The following is a 20,259-nucleotide window of genomic DNA, read 5'->3' as shown; positions in this document are numbered from 1 at the left end:
TCACTGCCTCTCGAACGTGGCTGCCATGCGGCCGATGGTGTCGATCGTGCTCTCCAGTCGATCGCGATTGAGGGGGCCGAGCAGCCGCGCGGCCGACAGCAGGCCGAGCGTGGCGCTCGACAGGGCGAGGGCGAGCGACTCCGGCGCCACGTCGGCGACGACGAGCCCGCGTCGCTGCAGGTCGTGCACCCACGCGATCACGCGCTCGTGTCGTTCCCGGTACCGTCCGTCCTGCTCCTCCGCGACGTGCGCCCCGAGCACGCCGGTGTCGTCGAGGAACGCCGCGGTCATCAGCTCGTCGTCGAGCAGCGCGCGGGCGGTCGCACGATATGCGGCGGCGAGCGAGGGGTGCGCGCCGAGCTCCTGCTCCACGCGCGCGGCGATGCGGGCGTTGCCGCGCTGGAGCAGGGCGTCGCGCACGTCGCGCTTCGACGTGAACTCCCGGTACACGGCGCCCTTCGCGATCCCCGCGTCCTCCGCGACGGCGGCGATGCTCATGGCGTCGAAGCCGCGGGCGAGCACGAGCCGCTCGGCCGCGTCGAGGATGCGGTCGCGGCGGTGGGGGATGAGCGGTCTAGGCATCGGCCCGCCCGTCGAGGTGTTCGAGCAGCGCCGCGGTGACGACGTCGGGACGATCGCGCTGCACCCAGTGGCCGGCGCCGGGGACCACGACCAGACGGGCGTCGGGCAGCAGGCGCGCAGCGGTGCGGATGCGGTCGAGGGGCACACCGGAGTCGCGGTCGCCGTGCACCAGCAGCGTCGGCGTGCGCACGGACGGCAGCCGGTCGGTGTACACCGTGCGCAGTCGGTTCCACCGCACCTGGTCGCGCTGCCACTCGCCGAACGTCGCGAGCCCGGTGCCCGTGGCGGCCTCGGAGAGCACGGCTTCGACGAGCTCGGGCGTGCGCGCCTCCGGGCTGCGCACCAGGTCGGCGAGACCCTTCTCCATCGCAGTGGCGTTGCGCGCGTACGAGCGCGTCATCGCGGAGAGCAGGCCGGAGCGCAGCAGCAGGAAGGTGGAGAAGTGGGTGAGGGCGCCGAGCGGACCGTCGGCCAGCCGCGGCATCAGCCCGTAGCAGCCGAGCAGGGCGGCCGCGCGTGCCTGCCCGGGGCGGTCGAGGAGGTGCCCGACGGTCAGACCACCGCCGAGGGAGAGCCCGGCGACGGCGTAGTCGCTCAGGCGCAGCGCGTCGACGAGCTCGCCCACGTACTGCACCAGTCGCTCCTGCGTGAGCCTCCACTCCGGACGGGGACTGTGCCCGAAGCCGGGGTGGTCCGGCGCGAGGACCCGGTGCCCGGCGGCGGCGAGCTGCGGGCCGATGCCGCCCCAGGAGAGCTCGGCGCTGTCGGCTCCGCCGCCGTGGAGCAGCAGGAGGGGCGAGCCGGATTCGTGCGTCGGGGTCCATTCGCACAGCGAGACCTCGGCGCCGGGGAGGGTGATGCGCGTCCGCGTGGGAGTCATGCGTGTCCTCTCGTTGTGACCAAACTAGCAGTTCTGGTCACAACGAGGGTCGCGCGGTCAGCGGTCCTCGTGTGCGGCGCCGGTCCCGGCCTCCTCTGCGGCGGCGCGCTGGGCCTCGCGCAGCTCCGCGGTCGCCACCTGCACGTCCACCTCGGCGCGCTGCAGCCGGCGTTGCACGAACGTCCGAGCGCCGAACCGCTCGTGCAGCCGGTCCTTGCGCTCCTCCTCGGCGGTGACGATGTACGCACAGGCCACCAGGATCACCTGCGTCGACAGGTTGAGCCAGATCAGCAGAGCCAGCAGCGAGGCGAACGACGCCAGCAGCGGGTTGCTCGTGGCACCGCCGACGAACAGGCCCGACAGCTCCTGCAGCACGATGAGACCGAATGCCCCGAGCAGCGCCCCCGCCCACAGCGACCGCGCCGCGGGGCGCACCCCGGACAGCAGGAGGAACGCGCCGACGATGAGCGCGGCGTCGAGCGCGAACACCACCACGAGCGACAGCAGCCGCACCGTCACGGCGACCGCGGGGGAGTCCGACGGCAGACCGAGGACGTCCGCGACCCACGTGGCGCCGAGCTGGCCGATGAACGTCAGTGCGGCCGCGAGCACGAAGGCCACGCCGATGCCGAGCCCCAGGAGCAGGTTGCGCACGATCACCCAGATCCACAGGATGTCGGACTGCACGGTCCCGGCGATCACGCGGATGGCCGTGCGCAGCGAGCCGATGGCTCCCAGCGCCGCACCGATCAGGGCGACCAGGGAGACCAGCCCGGCGACGGAGAGCGACGCCGGGGCGCGGAGGTCCTTCGCATCGATCACGCCGTCGTCGCCGATCAGCCCGGGCACGGCGGCCTGCACAGCGTCGATGATCGCGCGCCACGCGTCGGGGTTGCCCGCGAGCCACAGCGCCGCGATCGAGAACCCGAGCAGCACGCCAGCGAACACGCTGAACAGCGCGCGGTAGGTGACGCTGTCGGCCAGCATCGGGCCACGGCGCTCGGAGTACAGCAGCGCCGCGCGGACGGGGCGACGCGCGAGGGCCCAGGCGATGACGGGTCCTGTGATGCGCGCGACGAGTCCGGGCCGCGACGGCCCGTCGGATCGGGAGTGAGCGTCTGTTGCGTCGGTGTCTGCCACGCCCCCACCCTAGGAGAGCCGCGACGGGGGTCCCCAGGGGCTTGACGCGGGCTGTCACCGTGCGCAGGCGGATCGGGGCGTTGCCCTAGAATCGGGGGCAACTCGATGTGCGCCCTCCCGCCCGAGACCCGACCCACGATTGGTGCTCCGTGCTTGCTCCTGCCGACTCGCTCGCCCCGGAATGGCTCCTCGTCCCCGATGACCCGAACGATCTCGCGAGCGGTGTGTGGCCGGCGTCGGCCCGTCGTGACGAGGATGGAGCGCTCGTGCTCGCCGGCGTGCGCGCCACCGAGCTCGCCCGCACCTACGGCACCCCGGTCCTGGTGCTCGACGAGGACGAGGTCCGCACCAGGGCCCGTGCCTTCCGGGTGGCGTTCGACCGGGCCGCGGCGGAGCACGGCACCACGGCGCAGGTGTACTACGCGGGCAAGGCGTTCCTGAGCACGACCGTCGCCCGGTGGGTCGTCGACGAGGGGCTCCGCGTCGACGTGTGCACGGGCGGCGAGCTCGCGGTGGCCCTGGCCGCCGGGGTCGCACCCGCATCGCTCGGCTTCCACGGCAACAACAAGTCGGTCGCCGAGCTGGAGCGCGCGGTACAGGTGGGCGTCGGCACGATCGTGGTCGACAGCGCGATCGAGATCGAGCGGCTGGCCGCGATCGCGGCCCGCACCGATGCGGTGCAGCGGGTCATGGTGCGCGTCATCAGCGGCGTGCACGCCGAGACCCACGACTTCCTCGCCACCGCCCACGAAGACCAGAAGTTCGGCTTCCCCCTCGCCGAGGCCGAGGTCGCCGTCGCCCGCATCCGCGAGATCCCCGGGCTGGAGTTCGCCGGTCTGCACTGTCACATCGGTTCGCAGATCTTCGGCGTCGCCGGGTTCCGCGAGTCGGCGTCGCGCGTGCTCGAGCTGCATGCGGCGCTCCTGGAGCACGGACCCGTCCCGCAGCTCAACCTCGGCGGCGGCTTCGGCATCGCGTACACCCGGGTCGACGACCCCACGCCGATCGATGAGCTCGCTGGGGCCATCGTGGCCGCGGTCGCCGAGGGCTGCGCGGCCAGGGGCATCCCCGTGCCCGCGCTGTCGTTCGAGCCGGGCAGGGCCATCATCGGCACGGCCGGAGTGACCCTGTACGAGGTCGGCACCACGAAGGACGTGACGATCGCCTCCGGGGCCACCCGCCGCTACGTCAGCGTGGACGGCGGGATGAGCGACAACGCCCGCACCGCCCTGTACGGCGCCAGCTACTCGGCGCGGCTGGCATCGCGCACGGGGGAGGGCGAGCCGCAGCTGAGCCGCGTCGTCGGCAAGCACTGCGAGTCGGGCGACATCGTGGTCGACCACGAGTACCTTCCCGCCGACCTCGCACCGGGCGACCTGCTGGCCGTTCCGGCGACGGGCGCCTACTGCGCCTCGCTGTCGAGCAACTACAACCACGTCCCGCGACCGCCGATCGTGGCGGTGCGCGACGGCCGTTCGCGGGTGATCGTCCGCGGCGAGACCGTCGACGACCTGCTGGCCCGCGATGCGGGCATCGACGGGGCCGACGCCCCCGAGGGAGACCGATGACCCACCCCCTGAAGGAGCACGCATGACTGACTACCGACGACTTCGCGTGGCGCTGCTGGGCGCCGGAGCGGTCGGCTCCCAGGTGGCGGCGCTGCTGCTGCGCCACGGCGACGAGCTCGCCGATCGCGCGGGAGCCGCCCTCGAGCTCGCGGGCATCGCGGTGCGCGATGTGGACGCCCCGCGCGACGTGGAGCTGCCGAAGGAGCTGTTCACGACCGACGCCGAGTCGCTCATCCTCGGCGCCGACATCGTGATCGAGCTGATCGGCGGGATCGAGCCGGCGCGCTCCAACATCCTGCAGGCGATCGGCTCCGGTGCCGACGTCGTCACCGCGAACAAGGCGCTGCTGGCGACGCACGGGCCCGAGCTGTTCGAGGCGGCCGACCGCGTGGGCGCCTCGGTGTACTACGAGGCCGCCGCGGCCGGTGCCATCCCGATCATCCGGCCGCTGCGCGACTCGCTCGCGGGCGACCGCGTGGTGCGGATCATGGGCATCGTGAACGGCACGACGAACTACATCCTCGACCGGATGGACACCGAGGGGGCCGACTTCGCCGATGTGCTCGCCGATGCGCAGCGCCTGGGATACGCCGAGGCCGACCCCACCGCCGACGTCGAGGGCTACGACGCGGCACAGAAGGCCGCGATCCTCGCGAGCCTCGCCTTCCACACCGCCGTCCCGCTCGACGCTGTGCACCGCGAGGGCATCACCTCGATCACGGCATCGATGATCGAGGAGGCGCGCGCGGCGGGCTTCGTGATCAAGCTGCTCGCGGTGTGCGAGCGCATCGAGGCGAACGGTGCCGAGTCGATCTCGGTGCGCGTGTATCCGGCGCTGGTCCCCGCGACCCATCCGCTGGCCTCCGTGCACGGCGCGAACAACGCCGTGTTCGTCGAGGCGGAGGCCGCCGGCTCGCTCATGTTCTACGGCGCGGGCGCCGGCGGCGTGCAGACGGCTTCTGCCGTGCTGGGCGACGTGGTCTCGGCCGCGCGGCGCCACATCGCCGGCGGCGTCGGGGTGGGGGAGTCGACCAGGGCGAACCTCCCCATCGTGCCGATCGGTCACGTCACCACCCGCTACCAGATCACGCTCGAGGTCTCCGACGCGCCGGGCGTGCTCGCGACGGTCGCGGGCATCCTCAGCGACGGCGGCGTCTCGGTCGCGACGGTCGTGCAGACCGTCGAGGGTGAGGACGAGCCGACCGCCCGCCTCATCATCGGCACGCACCGCGCGACGGAGCAGGCACTGAGCGACACGGTCGCGGTCCTCGCGGGCAGCGACGTCGTCGCCCGCGTCGTGTCCGTGCTGCGGGTGGAAGGCGAGTGAGCACCGTGGCCGCCCCGGCGCCGGAGGAGCAGCGCTCGATCCTCGGCCGCACGGTCGAGGTCACGGTGCCCGCGACCAGTGCCAACCTGGGCCCCGGCTTCGACACGCTCGGCCTGGCGCTCAGCGTGTACGACCACCTCGAGGTCACCGCCCTGCCGGCCGGACAGCTGGAGATCGAGGTCACGGGGTCGGGCGCGGACGACATCCCGCGCGATGCGTCGAACCTGATCGTGCGCACGGTCGCCTACGTGTTCCAGGACGTCGGGCGCCCGGTCCCCGGGCTGCGCATCGTCGCGGAGAACGGCGTGCCGCACGGCCGCGGACTCGGTTCGTCGGGTGCCGCTGTCGCCGCGGGCGTCCTGGCCGCGAAGGGTCTGCTGGCGGGCGACGTGGATCTGTCCGACACCGACCTGCTCCGTCTGGCGACCGAGATCGAGGGTCACCCCGACAACGTCGCCCCCGCGCTGTTCGGCGGGCTCACGATCGCGTGGATGGGCGAGCGCGGACCGCAGCACAAGAAGCTGCTCGTGCACCGGGGCGTCTCGCCGCTCGTGCTCGTCCCCGCCTACACGATGTCGACGTCGCAGGCGCGGTCGCTGCAGCCGCCGCACGTGTCGACGGCCGATGCGGTGTTCAACCTGTCACGCTCCGCCCTGCTGGTCGCGGCGCTCATGCAGAGCCCCGAGCTGCTGCTCGATGCGACGGCCGACCGGCTGCACCAGGACTACCGCGCCGAGGCGATGCCCGAGACGCAGCGGCTCGTGCAGGCGCTGCGCGCGGCCGGGTTCGCCGCGGTCGTGTCGGGTGCGGGCCCCAGTGTGCTCGTGCTCGCCGACGGCCCGGGCAGCCGTCAGGACGCGGTGGAACTCGCCGATCGTGTGACCGACACCCCGTGGGAGGCGCTGCTGCTCGCCGTCGACGTTCGTGGTGGTACAGTGGGGGATCGAGCGGAGGGCTCCACGTAACGTCGTGAATCTGGCCCCATTGCAACTCTTGCAAGACCCGCACGCAAACCCTTGAGGCACAAGTGCCGAGGCTGGCTGACGCCGAGCGTCAGCCCGTGCGATCGTGCGCAGCACCCGTTGTGCGCGTTCACGCTCATATCCCATGACCTATAAGGGAGTACTCGTGGAGAACCTCTCCGAGACCCAGAACGATCAGGCTGCTCCGGTGGCCGACGCCGTCCAGACCGCGGAGTCCGCGCCGGTGCGCAAGCGCGCTCCGCGCCGGGCGACCACGGCGACCGCCGCCGCGAAGGCCGAGAAGTCCGCCGAGGAGTCGGCCGCGGCACCCGCCGAGGCCGAGTCCGGCGAGGCAGCGCCCAAGGCGAAGGCCCCGCGCCGCTCGCGGGCGAAGAAGACCGATGCCGATGCCCCGGCCGCCGAGGCGACGGAGGCTCCCGCGGCGAGCGAGGCTCCGGCTGCCGCCGAGGCGCCCGCCGAGGCGCCCAAGACGGGTCGCGGTCGTCGCACCAAGAAGGCCGAGGCCGAGGCGCCCGCCGCCGAGCAGGGTGAGGGCGCCGCCGCACCGGCATCCGCCGACGCCCCGAGCGGCGCGGCGGAGACCGCTCCGCAGGCTGACGACGCCAAGGGCGACGACACCCGCGCCGAGCGCCCCAAGAACAACGGTCGCGGCAACCGCCGTGCCGAGGCGGCCGAGGGTGGCGACGACGCCGGCCAGGACGCGCCGTCGAAGGACTCCTCCTCCGATGCCGACGGCGGCGAGGAGCAGGGCGGCCGTGGGCGCAGCCGGAGCCGCAATCGCAACCGTGGCCGCGGTCAGGGCGGCGGCGGCCAGGAGCAGCAGCCCGCCGCGTCGGACGACGACCAGGCGAACGGCAACGGCCGCAACCGCCAGCGCAACAAGCGCCGCGGGGGCACGCCGGTCGACGAGTTCGAGACCGAGATCGGCGAGGACGACGTCCTGATCCCGATCGCGGGCATCCTCGACGTGCTCGACAACTACGCGTTCGTGCGCACCACCGGCTACCTCGCCGGCCCGAGCGACGTCTACGTCTCGCTCGGCCAGGTCAAGAAGTACAACCTGCGCAAGGGTGACGCCGTCGTCGGCTCCATCAAGCAGCCGCGCGAGGGCGAGCAGCAGGGGCGCCAGAAGTACAACGCGCTCGTGAAGGTCGACTCGATCAACGGCCTCTCGGTCGACGACGCCGCGACCCGCGTGGAGTTCGGCAAGCTCACGCCGCTCTACCCGCAGGAGCGCCTGCGCCTGGAGACCGCGCCCGAGAAGCTGACGCAGCGCATCATCGACCTCGTCGCGCCGATCGGCAAGGGCCAGCGCGGCCTGATCGTCGCGCCGCCCAAGGCCGGCAAGACGATCGTCCTGCAGCAGATCGCCAACGCGATCGCGCAGAACAACCCCGAGGTGCACCTGATGGTCGTGCTCGTCGACGAGCGCCCCGAAGAGGTCACCGACATGGAGCGCACCGTGAAGGGCGAGGTCATCGCCTCGACCTTCGACCGCCCCGCGGAAGACCACACCACGGTCGCCGAGCTCGCGATCGAGCGCGCCAAGCGCCTGGTCGAGCTGGGCCGCGACGTGGTCGTGCTGCTCGACTCCATCACGCGCCTCGGCCGTGCCTACAACCTGGCCGCCCCCGCGTCGGGTCGCGTGCTCACGGGTGGGGTCGACGCGTCGGCGCTGTACCCGCCGAAGCGCTTCTTCGGCGCCGCGCGCAACATCGAGAACGGCGGATCCCTCACGATCCTCGCCACCGCTCTCGTCGAGACCGGCTCCAAGATGGACGAGGTCATCTTCGAGGAGTTCAAGGGCACCGGCAACAGCGAGCTGCGGCTGTCGCGTGCTCTCGCCGACAAGCGCATCTTCCCGGCGGTCGACGTGAACGCGTCGAGCACCCGCCGCGAGGAGATGCTGCTCTCGGCCGACGAGGTCAAGATCACCTGGAAGCTGCGTCGCGCCCTCGCCGGCCTCGACCAGCAGCAGGCTCTCGAGGTCGTGCTCGGCAAGCTTAAGGAGACCCACTCCAACGTGGAGTTCCTGGTCCAGATGCAGAAGTCGATCCCGACGCTGCCCTCGGGCGCGCACGGGCACGACAACAACATCCGCTGAGACGCGACGTGTTCGAGTCCGTCCAGACTCTGATCGACGAGCATCGCCGGGTGCAGGAGGAGCTCTCCGACCCGGCGGTGCACGCCGACGCCGCCCGCGCCAAGCGCGTCAACCGCCGCTACGCCGAGCTGTCGCGCATCGTCGCGGCGCACGAGGCGTGGACGGCGGCGGTCGACGACCTGGAGGCGGCGAGGGAGCTGGCGCGCGAGGACGAGGCGTTCGCCGCCGAGGTCCCCGCGCTGGAGGAGGGCGTGCAGGCCGCGCAGGAGCGCCTGCGCCGACTGCTCATCCCGCGCGACCCCGACGACGCCCGCGACGTGATCATGGAGATCAAGGCGGGGGAGGGCGGTGCCGAGTCGGCGCTGTTCGCCGCCGACCTGCTGCGCATGTACATCCAGTACGCCGCGTCGAAGGGCTGGAAGACCGAGCTGCTGGAGCGCAACGAGTCCGACCTCGGCGGCTACAAGGATGTGCAGGTCGCGATCAAGGGCTCCTCGTCCGATCCGGCCCAGGGCGTGTGGGCGCACCTCAAGTACGAGGGCGGCGTGCACCGCGTGCAGCGGGTACCGGCGACGGAGTCCCAGGGCCGCATCCACACCTCCACCACCGGGGTGCTGGTGTTCCCGGAGGTCGATGAGCCGGAGGAGATCCACATCGACCAGAACGACCTGAAGATCGACGTGTTCCGCTCTTCGGGCCCCGGGGGGCAGTCCGTCAACACGACCGACTCGGCCGTGCGCATCACCCATGTGCCGACCGGCATCGTCGTGTCGATGCAGAACGAGAAGTCGCAGCTGCAGAACCGCGAGGCCGCGATGCGGGTGCTCCGTGCGCGGCTGCTGGCGAAGCAGCAGGAGGAGCTCGACGCGGCGGCCTCGGATGCGCGCAAGTCGCAGATCCGCGGCATGGACCGCTCCGAGCGGATCCGCACGTACAACTTCCCGGAGAACCGGATCGCCGACCACCGCACCGGCTTCAAGGCATACAACCTCGACCAGGTGATGGACGGCGCGCTCGATCCGATCATCGAGAGCGCGATCGCGGCCGATGAGGAGGCGCGGCTCGCCGCGGTGGGATCCGATTCCTGAGTGCGGCCTCTCGGTGCCGCTATGCTCGGCCCCGTGATCACCCTCCTGTTCCGCGCTCTCCTGTATCTGGTGTCGGCGGGCCTCGGTCTGCTCGCGGCCGACGTGCTGCTCGACGGTTTCCAGATCCAGTGGAGCCAGTGGTGGGGCTTCGTGGTGTGCATCCTCGTGTTCGCGGTGCTGCAGACGGTGCTGTCACCGTGGGTCAGCAGGCTCGCGGATCGCTACGCGCCGGTGCTGATGGGCGGCATCGGGATCGTGTCGACCTTCATCGCGCTCCTGGTCGTCGTGCTGCTCCCGATCGGCGGTCTGCGCATCACCGATCTGACCGGGTGGCTGCTGGGGTCGGTGATCGTGTGGCTGGTCACGGCCGTCGGCAGCGTGCTGCTCCCGTGGCTGTTCCTGCGGCGCCGACTCGAGGCGCGCGGCGCGAGGCGTGCGCCCCGTGCCGGGCGTCAGATGGAGTAGTCGGGGGCGGTCAGCAGGGCCCTGGTGTCCTCGCCCGCGGTGCGCTGACGCGGCTTCGCCGGCACACCCACCAGCACGCTATCCGCGGGGGCGTCCTTCGTGACGACCGCGTTCGCCCCGATGACGCAGCGGTCGCCGACCGTCACCGGGCCGAGGATCTTCGCGCCGGCTCCGACCGCGACGCCGTCGCCGAGCGTCGGGTGCCGCTTGCCGACGTCGCGGGTGCGTCCGCCCAGGGTGACCCCGTGGTACATCAGCACGTCGTCGCCGATCTCCGCGGTCTCGCCGATCACGATGCCCATGCCGTGGTCGATGAAGAAGCGCCTGCCGATGCGCGCGCCGGGGTGGATCTCCACGCCGGTGAGCCAGCGCGACAGCTGCGACCCCGCGCGGGCGAGCAGTCGCAGCCGTCGACGCCACAGCGCGTGCGAGACCCGGTGCGCCCAGATGGCGTGCAGGCCGGGGTAGAGCAGGGCCACTTCGAGCGACGTGCGCGCGGCGGGGTCGCGGAGGCGTGCGGCGGCGATGTCCTCGCGCATTCGCGCGATCAGTCCCATCGGCGGTCTCAGTCTTCGCGCAGGTCCTCGAACAGCGCGGTGGAGAGGTAGCGCTCACCGGTGTCGGGGATGATCACGACGATCGTCTTGCCGGCGTTCTCTGGTCGCGCGGCGACCGTCAGCGCGGCCGCGACCGCGGCACCGGACGACATGCCGACCAGCAGGCCCTCCTTCGCCGCGAGCTCGCGCGCGACCCGCAGCGACTCGTCGAACTCCGCCGTGATGATCTCGTCGAGCACGTCGCGGTCGAGCACGTCGGGGACGAAGTTCGGGCCGATGCCCTGGATCTTGTGGGGGCCGGGGTGCCCCTCGGTCAGCACGGGGGAGTCCTTGGGCTCGACGGCGATGACCTGCACGCCGGGCTTCGCGGCCTTGAGCGCCTGCCCGGTGCCGGTCACCGTGCCTCCCGTGCCGACGCCGGCGATGAAGATGTCGACCGCGCCGTCGGTGTCGCGGAGGATCTCCTGCGCCGTCGTCTCGCGGTGGATCTGCGGGTTGGCGGGGTTCTCGAACTGGCGGATCCAGATCGCGCCGGGGGTCTCGTCGACGATGCGCTTGACCTCTTCGATCGCCCCCTTCATGCCCTTCGTGGGGTCGGTGAGCACGATCTCGGCGCCGAACGCCTTGAGCAGCACCCGGCGCTCCTTCGACATCGACGCGGGCATCGTGAGGATCACGCGGTAGCCGCGGGCCGCGCCGACCATGGCGAGGGCGATGCCGGTGTTGCCGCTGGTGGACTCGACGATCGTGCCGCCCGGCTTCAGCTCTCCCGACGCCTCGGCCGCGTTGATCATGGCGATGCCGATGCGGTCCTTGACGCTGGAGGCCGGGTTGTAGAACTCGAGCTTCGCGAGCACGGTGGCCCCGAGTCCCTCGGTCACCCGGTTCAGGCGCACGAGCGGGGTGTTGCCGAAAGCGGTGGTGATGTCGGAGTGGATACCGGGCATGGGTGAGGCCTTCCTTCACGGGTCGCTGCGGCTCCCAGACTACGGGAGCGGCCTGTGGGGGAGGGCAATGTGACGGGTGCGGGCGCTCTACGCTGGAGGCATGCCCGACTCCTCGCTCGCTGCCGTCGTGCGCGCCGCCGCGCAGAGCCTCGCCGATGCCGGTGTCCCCGACCCGCTCGTGGACGCGGAGCTCCTGGCCGCGCACGTGCTCGACCGGCGGCGGGGCGAGGTGCAGGCGGCGATCGTGCGGGGCGACCGCATCGACGAGGAGCAGCAGGCCGCGCTGACCCGCCTGGTGTCCCGTCGCGCCGGGCGGGAGCCGCTGCAGCACCTCACGGGTGTCGCGCCGTTCCGGCACCTGGAGCTGTCGGTGGGCCCCGGGGTGTTCATCCCGCGGCCGGAGACCGAGACCGTCGCCCAGTTCGCGATCGACGCCCTGCTGAACTCCGGCGAGGCCGCCCCGGTCGGCGTCGACCTGGGCACGGGCAGCGGCGCGATCGCCCTGGCGATGGCGACCGAGGTGCCGCACGCGCGGATCTTCGCCGCGGAGCTGTCGGAGGAGGCCCACGCCTGGGCGGCACGCAACGTCGCCGGCACCGGCAACCTCACGCTCGTGCTGTCCGACCTGGCCGAGGCGTTCCCCGAGCTCGACGGCACCGCCAGCGTGGTCATCTCGAATCCGCCGTACGTCCCCGATGCCGCGGTTCCGCGCGACCCCGAGGTGCGCCTGTTCGATCCGGCGCTCGCGCTGTACGGCGGCGCGGACGGGCTCGACGTCGTCCGCGTGCTGAGCGACCGGGCGCTGCGTCTGCTCCGCCCGGGGGGCGTGCTGGTGATCGAGCACGGGGAGCTGCAGGGCGCGGAGATCCGCGAGCTGCTCACGGCGGACGGCTGGCGCGCCGCGGCCACGCACCGCGATCTGACGCTGCGCGACCGTGCGACCACCGCGATCCGGCCCTGATCAGGGGTCTCCGAGCATCTCCGACGTCCGTCCCGCATAGAATCGAACCGTCATGTCCCCCATCTTCGACTGCCGCGACGAGGCGCAGCTGCTCGCCGGAATGCGCAACGCGCGCCAGGCGATCGGCCGCGGCGACCTCATCGTCATCCCCACCGACACCGTGTACGGCGTCGCCGCCGACGCGTTCTCGCCGACGGCGGTGCAGCGTCTGCTCGACGCGAAGGGTCGAGGGCGCGATCAGCCGCCGCCCGTGCTGATCGGCAGCAAGGAGACCCTGACGGCCCTGGCCGAGTCGGTTCCGGAGCCGGTGCAGCGCCTCGTCGACGCGTTCTGGCCCGGCGGGCTGACCATCGTGCTCCCCGCGCAGCCGTCGCTGGTGTGGGACCTGGGGGAGACCCAGGGGACCGTCGCCGTGCGCATGCCGGAGGGCCGGGTGGTCCTGGAGCTGCTGGCCGAGACCGGGCCGCTCGCCGTGTCCAGTGCGAACCTCACGGGACGGGACGCGGCGATCTCCGCGCTCGACGCCGAGAAGATGCTCGGCGACAGCGTGGCGGTGTACCTCGCCGACGGCATGAGCGCGAACGGCATCGCCTCGACCATCGTCGACGCGACCTCGCTCGTGCGTCGCGGCGCCGACGACGGCGAGGGGGTCGTGCGGATCCTGCGGCACGGCGTCGTCACGCGCGAGCAGCTGCACGAGGTCCTGGGCGAGCTGCTCGAGCCGGAGCAGCAGCAGGAGCAGGACGGGGATTCGTGAAGCAGTACCTCTTCACGATCATCGTCACCGCCGCCATCACCTTCGTGCTGACGTGGGCGGTGTGGCGGCTGAGCCTCCGCTTCAAGCTGTACCCGGGTATCCGCGAGCGCGACGTGCACACCACGCCCACCCCGCGGCTGGGCGGCGTGGCCATCTTCCTCGGCATCGTCGCGGCGTTCGCGGTGTCGGCCGCCAACCCGTTCTTCCAGAGCATCTGGACGCCTCCGCAGACCATGTGGGCGATCCTCGCGGCCTCGCTGCTGATCGCGGTGATCGGCGTCGTCGACGACCTGTGGGACCTCGACTGGATGATCAAGCTCGGTGCGCAGTTCCTGGCCGCAGGCATCATCACCGTGGGCGGGGGACTGCAGATCCTGTCGCTGCCCTTCGGCGACCTGATCGTGGTGTCGAGCTGGCTGAGCATCACCATCACGATGTTCGCGATCGTGATCGTGATGAACGCGGTCAACTTCATCGACGGGCTGGACGGCCTGGTCGCCGGCGTGTGCCTGATCTCGAACGGCGTGTTCTTCGCGTACTCCTACATCTTCACGCGCGACTCCGGCGCCTCCAGCTACTTCAACCTCTCCACGTTCCTCGCGGCGGTGCTGATCGGGGCGTGCCTGGGCTTCCTCCCGCTGAACTGGAGCCCGGCGAAGCTCTTCATGGGCGACTCCGGTGCGCTGGTGCTCGGCCTGCTCATGGCGACGTCCGCGATCGCGATCACCGGGCAGATGGATCCGTCGGCGCTGGAGCCGGATCGCCTCGGCCGGTCGCAGCTCGTCGGCGCGTTCCTGCCGATCCTGCTGCCGCTGCTGGTCGTGCTGCTGCCGCTGCTCGACTTCGGGCTCGCGGTGCTGCGGCGGATGAGCGCGGGGCGGTCGCCGTTCTCGCCCGACCGCAAGCACCTGCACCACCGGATGCTCGACCTCGGCCACCGCGACCGCGACGCCGTCCTCATCTTCTACGCGTGGACGGCTGTGATCTCCCTCGCCGTCCTCCTCATGTACGTCGGTGCGCGAGAGGACTGGCCCGGCCAGTACCTTCCCGGTGTCGGCTTCGGCGTGGTCGGCATCGCCGCCTGCCTCGTCATCACCCTGAGTCCCACCCGCCGCCGCAAGGCGCCGGCGGCCGCTGAACCCGACCCGACCCCCGTGGAGCCCCGATGAGCCCGAGTCCCGTTTCCAGCACCCCGATCCTGCGTCGCACCCTGATGTGGTCGGCGGTGGCGACCGTCGTGCTGGCGCTGGTCGCCGGCGGCATCGGCTTCGCGGTGGCCCAGGGGGAGGGGCTGATCAGCGGTCTGCTCGGCGTGCTGCTCGCGGCGCTCTTCCTCGCCATCACGGGCATCAGCATCCTGATCGCGAACCGCTGGTACGGCGATCCGCTGTACGTGCAGCTGTTCTTCGCGATCGTCCTGGGCGGCTGGCTGCTCAAGCTCGGCGTGTTCGTGCTGGTGATGATCCTGCTGTCGGGGCAGCCGTGGCTCGACCCGATGGTGTTCTTCCTCTCGATCGTCGCGGGGGTGGTGATGTCGCTGGTGATCGATGTGGTGGTGCTCACCCAGATGCGCCTGCCGAACGTGAGCGACACCACGCTGCCGACCGAGGTGCCGGAGGACCGCGCGCCCGGCGCCGCGAACGGCGGCTCCACCGGCCCGGCGGACGACGCTCCGCGGTCTTAGGGCACCCTTGGATTCTGATAGTGTTGGGGAGTGCCCGCCGCTCGCCCGCGAGCGCTTGCGCTTGAAGCACACCGACCATCGTCGCCCCGGTTCTGACCGGTGCCCCGAAGCTGGAGCCCGCGCTGTTTAATCTTGCTGCGACCCTGACCCCCCGACTCGCGTCCTCTGACGGCGAGTTCCACGGCCCTTCGATCGATGAGTTCTTCCCGGAGATCCTCTTCCACGTCGGTCCCATCCCGGTGAACCGGATCCACCTGATCCAGCTCCTCTCGGTGATCGCCGTGGTCCTGATCCTCTGGCTGGGCACGCGCCGTATGAAGGTCGTGCCCGGGCGGTTCCAGAGCCTGGTCGAGATGGGTCTCGGCTTCGTCCGCGGCGGCATCGCGCACGACCTGCTCGGCCGCAAGGACGGCGATCGGTTCCTGCCGATCCTCACCACGATCTTCTTCATGGTGCTGTTCATGAACGTCACGGGCATCATCCCGTTCCTGAACATGCCGGGCACCGCGATCATCGCCGTGCCGCTCACGCTCGCGGTGGTCAGCTACGTCACCTTCATCTACGCCGGTATCAAGAAGAGCCCGAAGAACTTCTTCAAGAACGCGCTCTTCCCGTCGGGTGTGCCGTGGCCGGTCTACTTCATCGTCACGCCGATCGAGCTCATCTCGACGTTCATCATCCGCCCGGTGACCCTCACCCTGCGACTGCTGATGAACCTGGTCGTCGGCCACATGATCCTGGTGCTGTGCTTCGCGGCCACCCAGTTCTTCTTCTTCACCGCGGGCGGCGGCTGGGCTGCCCTCGGTATCGGAACCCTCGCCTTCGGCGGCGCCTTCACTCTCTTCGAGATCCTGGTGGCCGTCCTGCAGGCCTACGTCTTCACCGTCCTCACCGCGGTCTACATCCAGCTCGCGGTCGCAGAAGAGCACTGAGCGGGCGGGCAACAGCCCTCCCACCCAACGAAAGGAAAAACCCGTGGACGCAACTACGGTTCTCGCTGAAATCAACGGCCACCTCGCGGCGGTCGGCTACGGCCTCGCGGCCATCGGTCCGGCCATCGGTGTGGGCATCGTCGTCGGCAAGACCATCGAGGGCGTCGCCCGTCAGCCCGAGCTGGCCGGTCGCCTGCAGGTCCTCATGTGGATCGGTATCGCCTTCACCGAGGCGCTTGCGTTCGTCGGCATCGCCGTCGGATTCATCCCCTTCCCGTAATCCCCACCGACTTCTGAAGGAGACAGGATGCTGAACGCTCTTGTCACGAACCTCGCGGCTGAGGGTGAGGCGGCGAACAACCCGCTGATCCCCGCGTGGTACGACATCATCTGGTCGGGCTTCTGGTTCCTCATCATCCTCATCGTCGTGTGGAAGGTCGCCCTTCCCCGTCTGACGAAGATGCTCGACGAGCGGTCCGCCGCCATCGAGGGCAACATCGCCAAGGCCGATGAGGCGCAGAAGCAGGCGGAGGCCGCCCTCGAGGAGTACACCCGCCAGCTCGCCGAGGCGCGCACCGAGGCCGGGGAGATCCGCGAGGCCGCCCGTGAGGACGGCAAGAAGATCATCGCCGAGGCGAAGGAGACCGCAGCCAGCGAGGCCGCGCGTCTGACCGCCACCGCGCACACGCAGATCGAGGCGGAGCGCCAGACGGCTCTCGTCTCCCTGCGCAGCGAGGTCGGCTCGCTCGCGCTCGACCTCGCCGGCGGCGTGGTCGGCGAGACGCTGTCCGACGACGCTCGTGCGGCCGCCGTGGTCGACCGCTTCCTCGCCGATCTCGAAGCATCCGAGAAGGCGGCTCAGTAATGGGCAGCGCGACCGCTCAGGCACTCGCGGCATCCACTCAGGCGCTTGCCGCAGCGAAGGACGTCACCCTCGACACCGCGCGGGAGCTGTTCGTCGCCGCGCGCACCGTGGGCGATTCGTCTCAGCTGAGCGGCGCGCTGGCTGACCCGTCGGCGTCCGTGGAGTCGCGGCAGAACGTCGTCTCCGCGGTGTTCGGCGGGCTCTCGGCCGCGTCTCAGAGCGTTCTGAGCGCAGCCGTGGCGCAACGCTGGTCGAACGCCGACGAGCTCGTCGACGGCATCGAGGAGCTCGCGATCCGGTCCGCCGCGATCGCCGAGCCCGGAGTCGACATCGAGGGTGAGCTCTTCGCCTTCGCCCGGCTCGTCGCCGCGAACCCGGAGCTCGAACTCGCTCTGGGTAGCCGCCTCGGGGGAGAGGACGCGAAGGGGGAGCTCGTCGAGCGCCTCCTCGACGGATCCTCCGCCGGCGCGGCCACCACGCTGATCGTCTCGTCCCTCGTGCGTCGTCCGCGCGAGCGGCGTGTCCGCCAGCTCCTGAGCAGGGCCATCCGCTTCGTGTCCGCCCAGCGCGGTCTCGTCGTGGCCACGGTGTACACCGCGACCCCGCTCAGCGATGCGCAGCGCACCCGTCTGAGCGACGCCCTCTCGCGTCGCTACGACGGCGAGGTCTCGCTCAACGTCGTCATCGATCCCGCCGTCGTCGGGGGTCTGCGCGTGCAGATCGCCGATGACGTCATCGACGGCAGCATCTCCGCACGACTCGCCGACCTTCGCCAGAAGCTCGCGGGCTAACACGACTTCGCGCGGGGAACCGCGCACCCAGATACAAAGGGAAGACAATGGCAGAACTATCGATCAGCCCCGACGTCATCCGTGACGCGCTGAAGGACTTCGCCGCCGCATACGAGCCCACCGGCGCCGCTGCGACCGAGGTCGGCACCGTCATCGACGCCGCCGACGGCATCGCGCACGTCGAGGGTCTGCCGGGCGTGATGGCGAACGAGCTCGTCACCTTCGGCGATGGCACGAAGGGCCTCGCTCTGAACCTCGACGAGCACGAGATCGGCGTCGTCGTCCTCGGCGACTTCACCGGCATCGAGGCCGGGCAGGAAGTCACCCGCACGGGTGAGGTCCTCTCGGTCCCTGTCGGTGACGGCTACCTCGGCCGCGTCGTCGACCCCCTCGGCAACCCGATCGACGGCCTCGGCTCGATCGCGACCGAGGGCGTCCGCGAGCTCGAGCTCCAGGCCCCCGGCGTCATGCAGCGCAAGTCGGTGCACGAGCCCATGCAGACCGGCATCAAGGCCATCGACGCCATGATCCCGGTCGGCCGTGGTCAGCGGCAGCTCATCATCGGCGACCGCCAGACCGGCAAGACGGCCATCGCGATCGACACGATCATCAACCAGAAGGCCAACTGGGAGTCGGGTGACGTCAACAAGCAGGTGCGCTGCATCTACGTCGCCATCGGCCAGAAGGGCTCGACCATCGCTTCGGTGAAGGGCGCGCTCGAGGAGGCCGGCGCCCTGGAGTACACCACCATCGTGGCGGCCCCCGCGTCCGACCCTGCCGGCTTCAAGTACCTGGCTCCCTACACCGGTTCGGCCATCGGCCAGCACTGGATGTACGGCGGCAAGCACGTCCTGATCATCTTCGACGACCTGTCGAAGCAGGCCGAGGCCTACCGCGCCGTGTCGCTGCTGCTCCGCCGCCCGCCGGGCCGCGAGGCCTACCCGGGCGACGTCTTCTACCTGCACTCGCGTCTGCTCGAGCGGTGCGCGAAGCTGTCCGACGAGCTGGGCGCCGGCTCGATGACGGGTCTTCCGATCATCGAGACGAAGGCGAACGACGTCTCGGCGTACATCCCGACCAACGTGATCTCGATCACCGACGGCCAGATCTTCCTCCAGTCCGACCTCTTCAACGCCAACCAGCGTCCGGCGGTCGACGTGGGTATCTCGGTCTCGCGCGTCGGCGGTGACGCGCAGGTGAAGTCGATCAAGAAGGTGTCGGGCACGCTGAAGCTGGAGCTCGCGCAGTATCGCTCGCTCGAGGCCTTCGCGATGTTCGCCTCCGACCTCGACGCCGCGTCGCGTCGTCAGCTGTCGCGCGGTGCGCGCCTGACCGAGCTGCTCAAGCAGCCGCAGTACTCGCCGTACCCCGTGGAGGAGCAGGTCGTCTCGATCTGGGCCGGCACGAACGGCAAGCTCGACAAGATCGAGGTCGAAGACGTGCTGCGCTTCGAGCGCGAGCTGCTCGACTACCTGCGCCGCAACACCAAGGTGCTCGACACGCTGCGCGAGACGAACGTGCTGGACGACGACACGGTCGCCGAGCTCGACAAGCAGACCGACAACTTCCTCCTGGAGTTCCAGGGCGGCAAGGGCCACGCCATCGGCGCCCCCGGCCACGAGGAGCACGCTGCGGCCGAGGCCGACGACGTCAACCAGGAGAAGATCGTCAAGGGTCGTCGCGCGTAATCGCGTGAGGTACTGATTCATGGGCGCTCAACTCAGGGTCTACAAGCAGAAGATCTCTTCTGCTCAGACGACCAAGAAGATCACGAAGGCGATGGAACTCATCGCGGCTTCGCGCATCCAGAAGGCGATGGCACGCGTCAAGGCGTCCACCCCCTTCGCGCGGGCCGTGACGAGGGCCGTGTCCGCCGTCGCGACGCACTCGAACGTCGACCACCCGCTCACGCGTGAGCCCGAGACGATCCGCCGCTCCGCGGTCGTGATCTTCTCGTCCGATCGCGGTCTCGCCGGTGCCTTCAACTCGCAGATCCTCCGTGAGGGTCTCGAGGTGGCGGAGCTGCTGCGCGAGCAGGGCAAGGAGCCGGTGTTCTACCTCATCGGACGCAAGGCGGTGGGCTACTTCCAGTTCCGTCGCATCGAGGCGGCCGCGGAGTGGACCGGCGACACCGACACCCCGTCCTTCCACACCGCGGAGGAGATCTCGCAGACGCTTCTCGAGGCCTTCAACCGCGGTGGCGAGGACGGCGGCGTCGACGAGATCACCCTCGTCTACAACCGCTTCGTCAGCATGATGACGCAGTCGCCGGAGTCCGTGCGCCTGCTGCCGCTGGAGATCGCGGAGGCCGACGACTCGGAGGCGGGCAGCACGGTCTACCCGCTGTACGAGTTCGAGCCGGATGCCGAGACGGTGCTCGACGCGATCCTGCCGGTGTACATCCAGAGCCGCGTCTTCAACGCCCTCCTGCAGTCGTCCGCCGCCAAGCAGGCGGCCACGCAGAAGGCGATGAAGTCGGCCAGCGACAACGCCGACAAGCTCATCACCGACTACACCCGTCTGCGCAACAACGCGCGTCAGGCGGAGATCACGCAGCAGATCGCGGAGATCGTCGGCGGCGCCGACGCCCTCTCGTCGAGCAAATAGACCATCAGGAAAGAGACGAAG

Annotated in this window: 21 protein-coding genes; 16 read left to right on the top strand and 5 right to left on the bottom strand. The window is 70.7% G+C overall.

Annotated elements, in window-relative coordinates:
- From ACWGQ1_RS06550 to ACWGQ1_RS06540, 3 genes are read right to left on the bottom strand one after another with little or no spacing between them, the layout of a single operon-like run.
- On the bottom strand, nt 1–582 hold the full coding sequence (locus ACWGQ1_RS06550; RefSeq protein WP_136029255.1) for a TetR/AcrR family transcriptional regulator: 582 nt from the start codon (nt 580–582) through the stop codon (nt 1–3).
- Complete coding sequence (locus ACWGQ1_RS06545; protein ID WP_452312569.1) at nt 575–1,462, bottom strand: alpha/beta fold hydrolase; 888 nt, start codon at nt 1,460–1,462, stop codon at nt 575–577. The genes ACWGQ1_RS06550 and ACWGQ1_RS06545 overlap by 8 nt, the downstream gene beginning before the upstream one ends.
- A 57-nt stretch (nt 1,463–1,519) precedes the next feature.
- Nucleotides 1,520–2,602, bottom strand: a complete 1,083-nt coding sequence (locus ACWGQ1_RS06540) for a YhjD/YihY/BrkB family envelope integrity protein (RefSeq protein ID WP_452312568.1) — start codon at nt 2,600–2,602, stop codon at nt 1,520–1,522.
- 149 nt (nt 2,603–2,751) lie between these two features.
- Between ACWGQ1_RS06540 and lysA the strand changes: the two genes are divergently transcribed.
- From lysA to ACWGQ1_RS06510, 6 genes are all read left to right on the top strand, one after another.
- A complete protein-coding gene (gene lysA, locus ACWGQ1_RS06535; RefSeq protein ID WP_136029262.1) occupies nt 2,752–4,170 on the top strand; it encodes a diaminopimelate decarboxylase in 1,419 nt (472 codons plus the stop codon).
- A 22-nt stretch (nt 4,171–4,192) separates the two neighbouring features.
- Nucleotides 4,193–5,497: a homoserine dehydrogenase gene (locus ACWGQ1_RS06530; RefSeq protein WP_136029264.1), complete on the top strand. Its 1,305-nt coding sequence runs from the start codon at nt 4,193–4,195 to the stop codon at nt 5,495–5,497.
- The gene (gene thrB, locus ACWGQ1_RS06525) at nt 5,494–6,462 is read left to right on the top strand and encodes a homoserine kinase (protein WP_452312567.1); all 969 of its coding nucleotides are present in this window, start codon (nt 5,494–5,496) and stop codon (nt 6,460–6,462) included. The genes ACWGQ1_RS06530 and thrB overlap by 4 nt, the downstream gene beginning before the upstream one ends.
- A gap of 142 nt (nt 6,463–6,604) precedes the next feature.
- Nucleotides 6,605–8,584, top strand: coding sequence for a transcription termination factor Rho (rho, locus tag ACWGQ1_RS06520; RefSeq protein ID WP_452312566.1), 1,980 nt, complete (start codon nt 6,605–6,607; stop codon nt 8,582–8,584).
- 8 nt (nt 8,585–8,592) lie between these two features.
- Complete coding sequence (gene prfA, locus ACWGQ1_RS06515) at nt 8,593–9,672, top strand: peptide chain release factor 1 (protein WP_136029266.1); 1,080 nt, start codon at nt 8,593–8,595, stop codon at nt 9,670–9,672.
- A 33-nt stretch (nt 9,673–9,705) separates the two neighbouring features.
- Nucleotides 9,706–10,137 (top strand): phage holin family protein, encoded by a 432-nt coding sequence (locus ACWGQ1_RS06510; RefSeq protein ID WP_136029269.1) that lies wholly within the window; start codon nt 9,706–9,708, stop codon nt 10,135–10,137.
- Here ACWGQ1_RS06510 and epsC read toward each other — a convergent pair.
- Together epsC and cysK are read right to left on the bottom strand one after the other, a co-directional pair.
- A complete protein-coding gene (gene epsC / locus ACWGQ1_RS06505; RefSeq protein WP_136029271.1) occupies nt 10,125–10,694 on the bottom strand; it encodes a serine O-acetyltransferase EpsC in 570 nt (189 codons plus the stop codon). The two genes, ACWGQ1_RS06510 and epsC, sit on opposite strands and share 13 nt — an antisense overlap.
- Before the next feature lie 8 nt (nt 10,695–10,702).
- Nucleotides 10,703–11,641, bottom strand: a complete 939-nt coding sequence (gene cysK / locus ACWGQ1_RS06500; RefSeq protein WP_136029273.1) for a cysteine synthase A — start codon at nt 11,639–11,641, stop codon at nt 10,703–10,705.
- A gap of 100 nt (nt 11,642–11,741) precedes the next feature.
- Between cysK and prmC the strand changes: the two genes are divergently transcribed.
- The 10 genes from prmC to ACWGQ1_RS06450 all read left to right on the top strand — a co-directional run bounded on the left by prmC (nt 11,742) and on the right by ACWGQ1_RS06450 (nt 20,238).
- A complete protein-coding gene (prmC, locus tag ACWGQ1_RS06495) occupies nt 11,742–12,602 on the top strand; it encodes a peptide chain release factor N(5)-glutamine methyltransferase (RefSeq protein WP_136035258.1) in 861 nt (286 codons plus the stop codon).
- A 52-nt stretch (nt 12,603–12,654) separates the two neighbouring features.
- Nucleotides 12,655–13,359, top strand: a complete 705-nt coding sequence (locus ACWGQ1_RS06490) for an L-threonylcarbamoyladenylate synthase (RefSeq protein WP_136029277.1) — start codon at nt 12,655–12,657, stop codon at nt 13,357–13,359.
- Nucleotides 13,356–14,528: an MraY family glycosyltransferase gene (locus ACWGQ1_RS06485; protein ID WP_136029279.1), complete on the top strand. Its 1,173-nt coding sequence runs from the start codon at nt 13,356–13,358 to the stop codon at nt 14,526–14,528. Before ACWGQ1_RS06490 ends, ACWGQ1_RS06485 begins: the two co-directional genes overlap by 4 nt.
- Complete coding sequence (locus ACWGQ1_RS06480; protein ID WP_452312565.1) at nt 14,525–15,043, top strand: hypothetical protein; 519 nt, start codon at nt 14,525–14,527, stop codon at nt 15,041–15,043. The genes ACWGQ1_RS06485 and ACWGQ1_RS06480 overlap by 4 nt, the downstream gene beginning before the upstream one ends.
- A gap of 143 nt (nt 15,044–15,186) precedes the next feature.
- Nucleotides 15,187–15,975: a F0F1 ATP synthase subunit A gene (gene atpB, locus ACWGQ1_RS06475; protein WP_187664137.1), complete on the top strand. Its 789-nt coding sequence runs from the start codon at nt 15,187–15,189 to the stop codon at nt 15,973–15,975.
- Between the two features lie 43 nt (nt 15,976–16,018).
- Nucleotides 16,019–16,255 carry an ATP synthase F0 subunit C gene (gene atpE, locus ACWGQ1_RS06470; protein ID WP_025103147.1) on the top strand — a complete coding sequence of 79 codons (237 nt, stop codon included), beginning with the start codon at nt 16,019–16,021 and terminating at the stop codon, nt 16,253–16,255.
- Between the two features lie 27 nt (nt 16,256–16,282).
- On the top strand, nt 16,283–16,840 hold the full coding sequence (locus ACWGQ1_RS06465; RefSeq protein WP_452312564.1) for a F0F1 ATP synthase subunit B: 558 nt from the start codon (nt 16,283–16,285) through the stop codon (nt 16,838–16,840).
- Nucleotides 16,840–17,631 (top strand): F0F1 ATP synthase subunit delta, encoded by a 792-nt coding sequence (locus ACWGQ1_RS06460; protein WP_452312563.1) that lies wholly within the window; start codon nt 16,840–16,842, stop codon nt 17,629–17,631. The genes ACWGQ1_RS06465 and ACWGQ1_RS06460 overlap by 1 nt, the downstream gene beginning before the upstream one ends.
- 47 nt (nt 17,632–17,678) lie before the next feature.
- Nucleotides 17,679–19,319 (top strand): F0F1 ATP synthase subunit alpha, encoded by a 1,641-nt coding sequence (atpA, locus tag ACWGQ1_RS06455; RefSeq protein ID WP_206251406.1) that lies wholly within the window; start codon nt 17,679–17,681, stop codon nt 19,317–19,319.
- 19 nt (nt 19,320–19,338) lie between these two features.
- Nucleotides 19,339–20,238 (top strand): F0F1 ATP synthase subunit gamma, encoded by a 900-nt coding sequence (locus tag ACWGQ1_RS06450; protein ID WP_136029291.1) that lies wholly within the window; start codon nt 19,339–19,341, stop codon nt 20,236–20,238.
- The last annotated feature ends 21 nt before the right edge of the window (nt 20,239–20,259 follow it).

This window comes from Microbacterium sp. NPDC055599 (genome assembly GCF_053618975.1).
Note: the sequence above shows the minus strand (reverse complement) of the source record. Positions and strands in the feature narration are given on the sequence as shown.

Coding starts and splice junctions, on each gene's coding strand:
- ACWGQ1_RS06450 (WP_136029291.1), top strand. CDS start 19,339: ATGGGCGCTCAACTCAGGGTCTACAAGCAGAAGATCTCTTCTGCTCAG.
- cysK (WP_136029273.1), bottom strand. CDS start 11,641: ATGCCCGGTATCCACTCCGACATCACCACCGCTTTCGGCAACACCCCG.
- ACWGQ1_RS06545 (WP_452312569.1), bottom strand. CDS start 1,462: ATGACTCCCACGCGGACGCGCATCACCCTCCCCGGCGCCGAGGTCTCG.
- ACWGQ1_RS06530 (WP_136029264.1), top strand. CDS start 4,193: ATGACTGACTACCGACGACTTCGCGTGGCGCTGCTGGGCGCCGGAGCG.
- ACWGQ1_RS06550 (WP_136029255.1), bottom strand. CDS start 582: ATGCCTAGACCGCTCATCCCCCACCGCCGCGACCGCATCCTCGACGCG.
- ACWGQ1_RS06490 (WP_136029277.1), top strand. CDS start 12,655: ATGTCCCCCATCTTCGACTGCCGCGACGAGGCGCAGCTGCTCGCCGGA.
- ACWGQ1_RS06465 (WP_452312564.1), top strand. CDS start 16,283: ATGCTGAACGCTCTTGTCACGAACCTCGCGGCTGAGGGTGAGGCGGCG.
- prmC (WP_136035258.1), top strand. CDS start 11,742: ATGCCCGACTCCTCGCTCGCTGCCGTCGTGCGCGCCGCCGCGCAGAGC.
- ACWGQ1_RS06460 (WP_452312563.1), top strand. CDS start 16,840: ATGGGCAGCGCGACCGCTCAGGCACTCGCGGCATCCACTCAGGCGCTT.
- ACWGQ1_RS06480 (WP_452312565.1), top strand. CDS start 14,525: ATGAGCCCGAGTCCCGTTTCCAGCACCCCGATCCTGCGTCGCACCCTG.
- rho (WP_452312566.1), top strand. CDS start 6,605: ATGACCTATAAGGGAGTACTCGTGGAGAACCTCTCCGAGACCCAGAAC.
- atpA (WP_206251406.1), top strand. CDS start 17,679: ATGGCAGAACTATCGATCAGCCCCGACGTCATCCGTGACGCGCTGAAG.
- epsC (WP_136029271.1), bottom strand. CDS start 10,694: ATGGGACTGATCGCGCGAATGCGCGAGGACATCGCCGCCGCACGCCTC.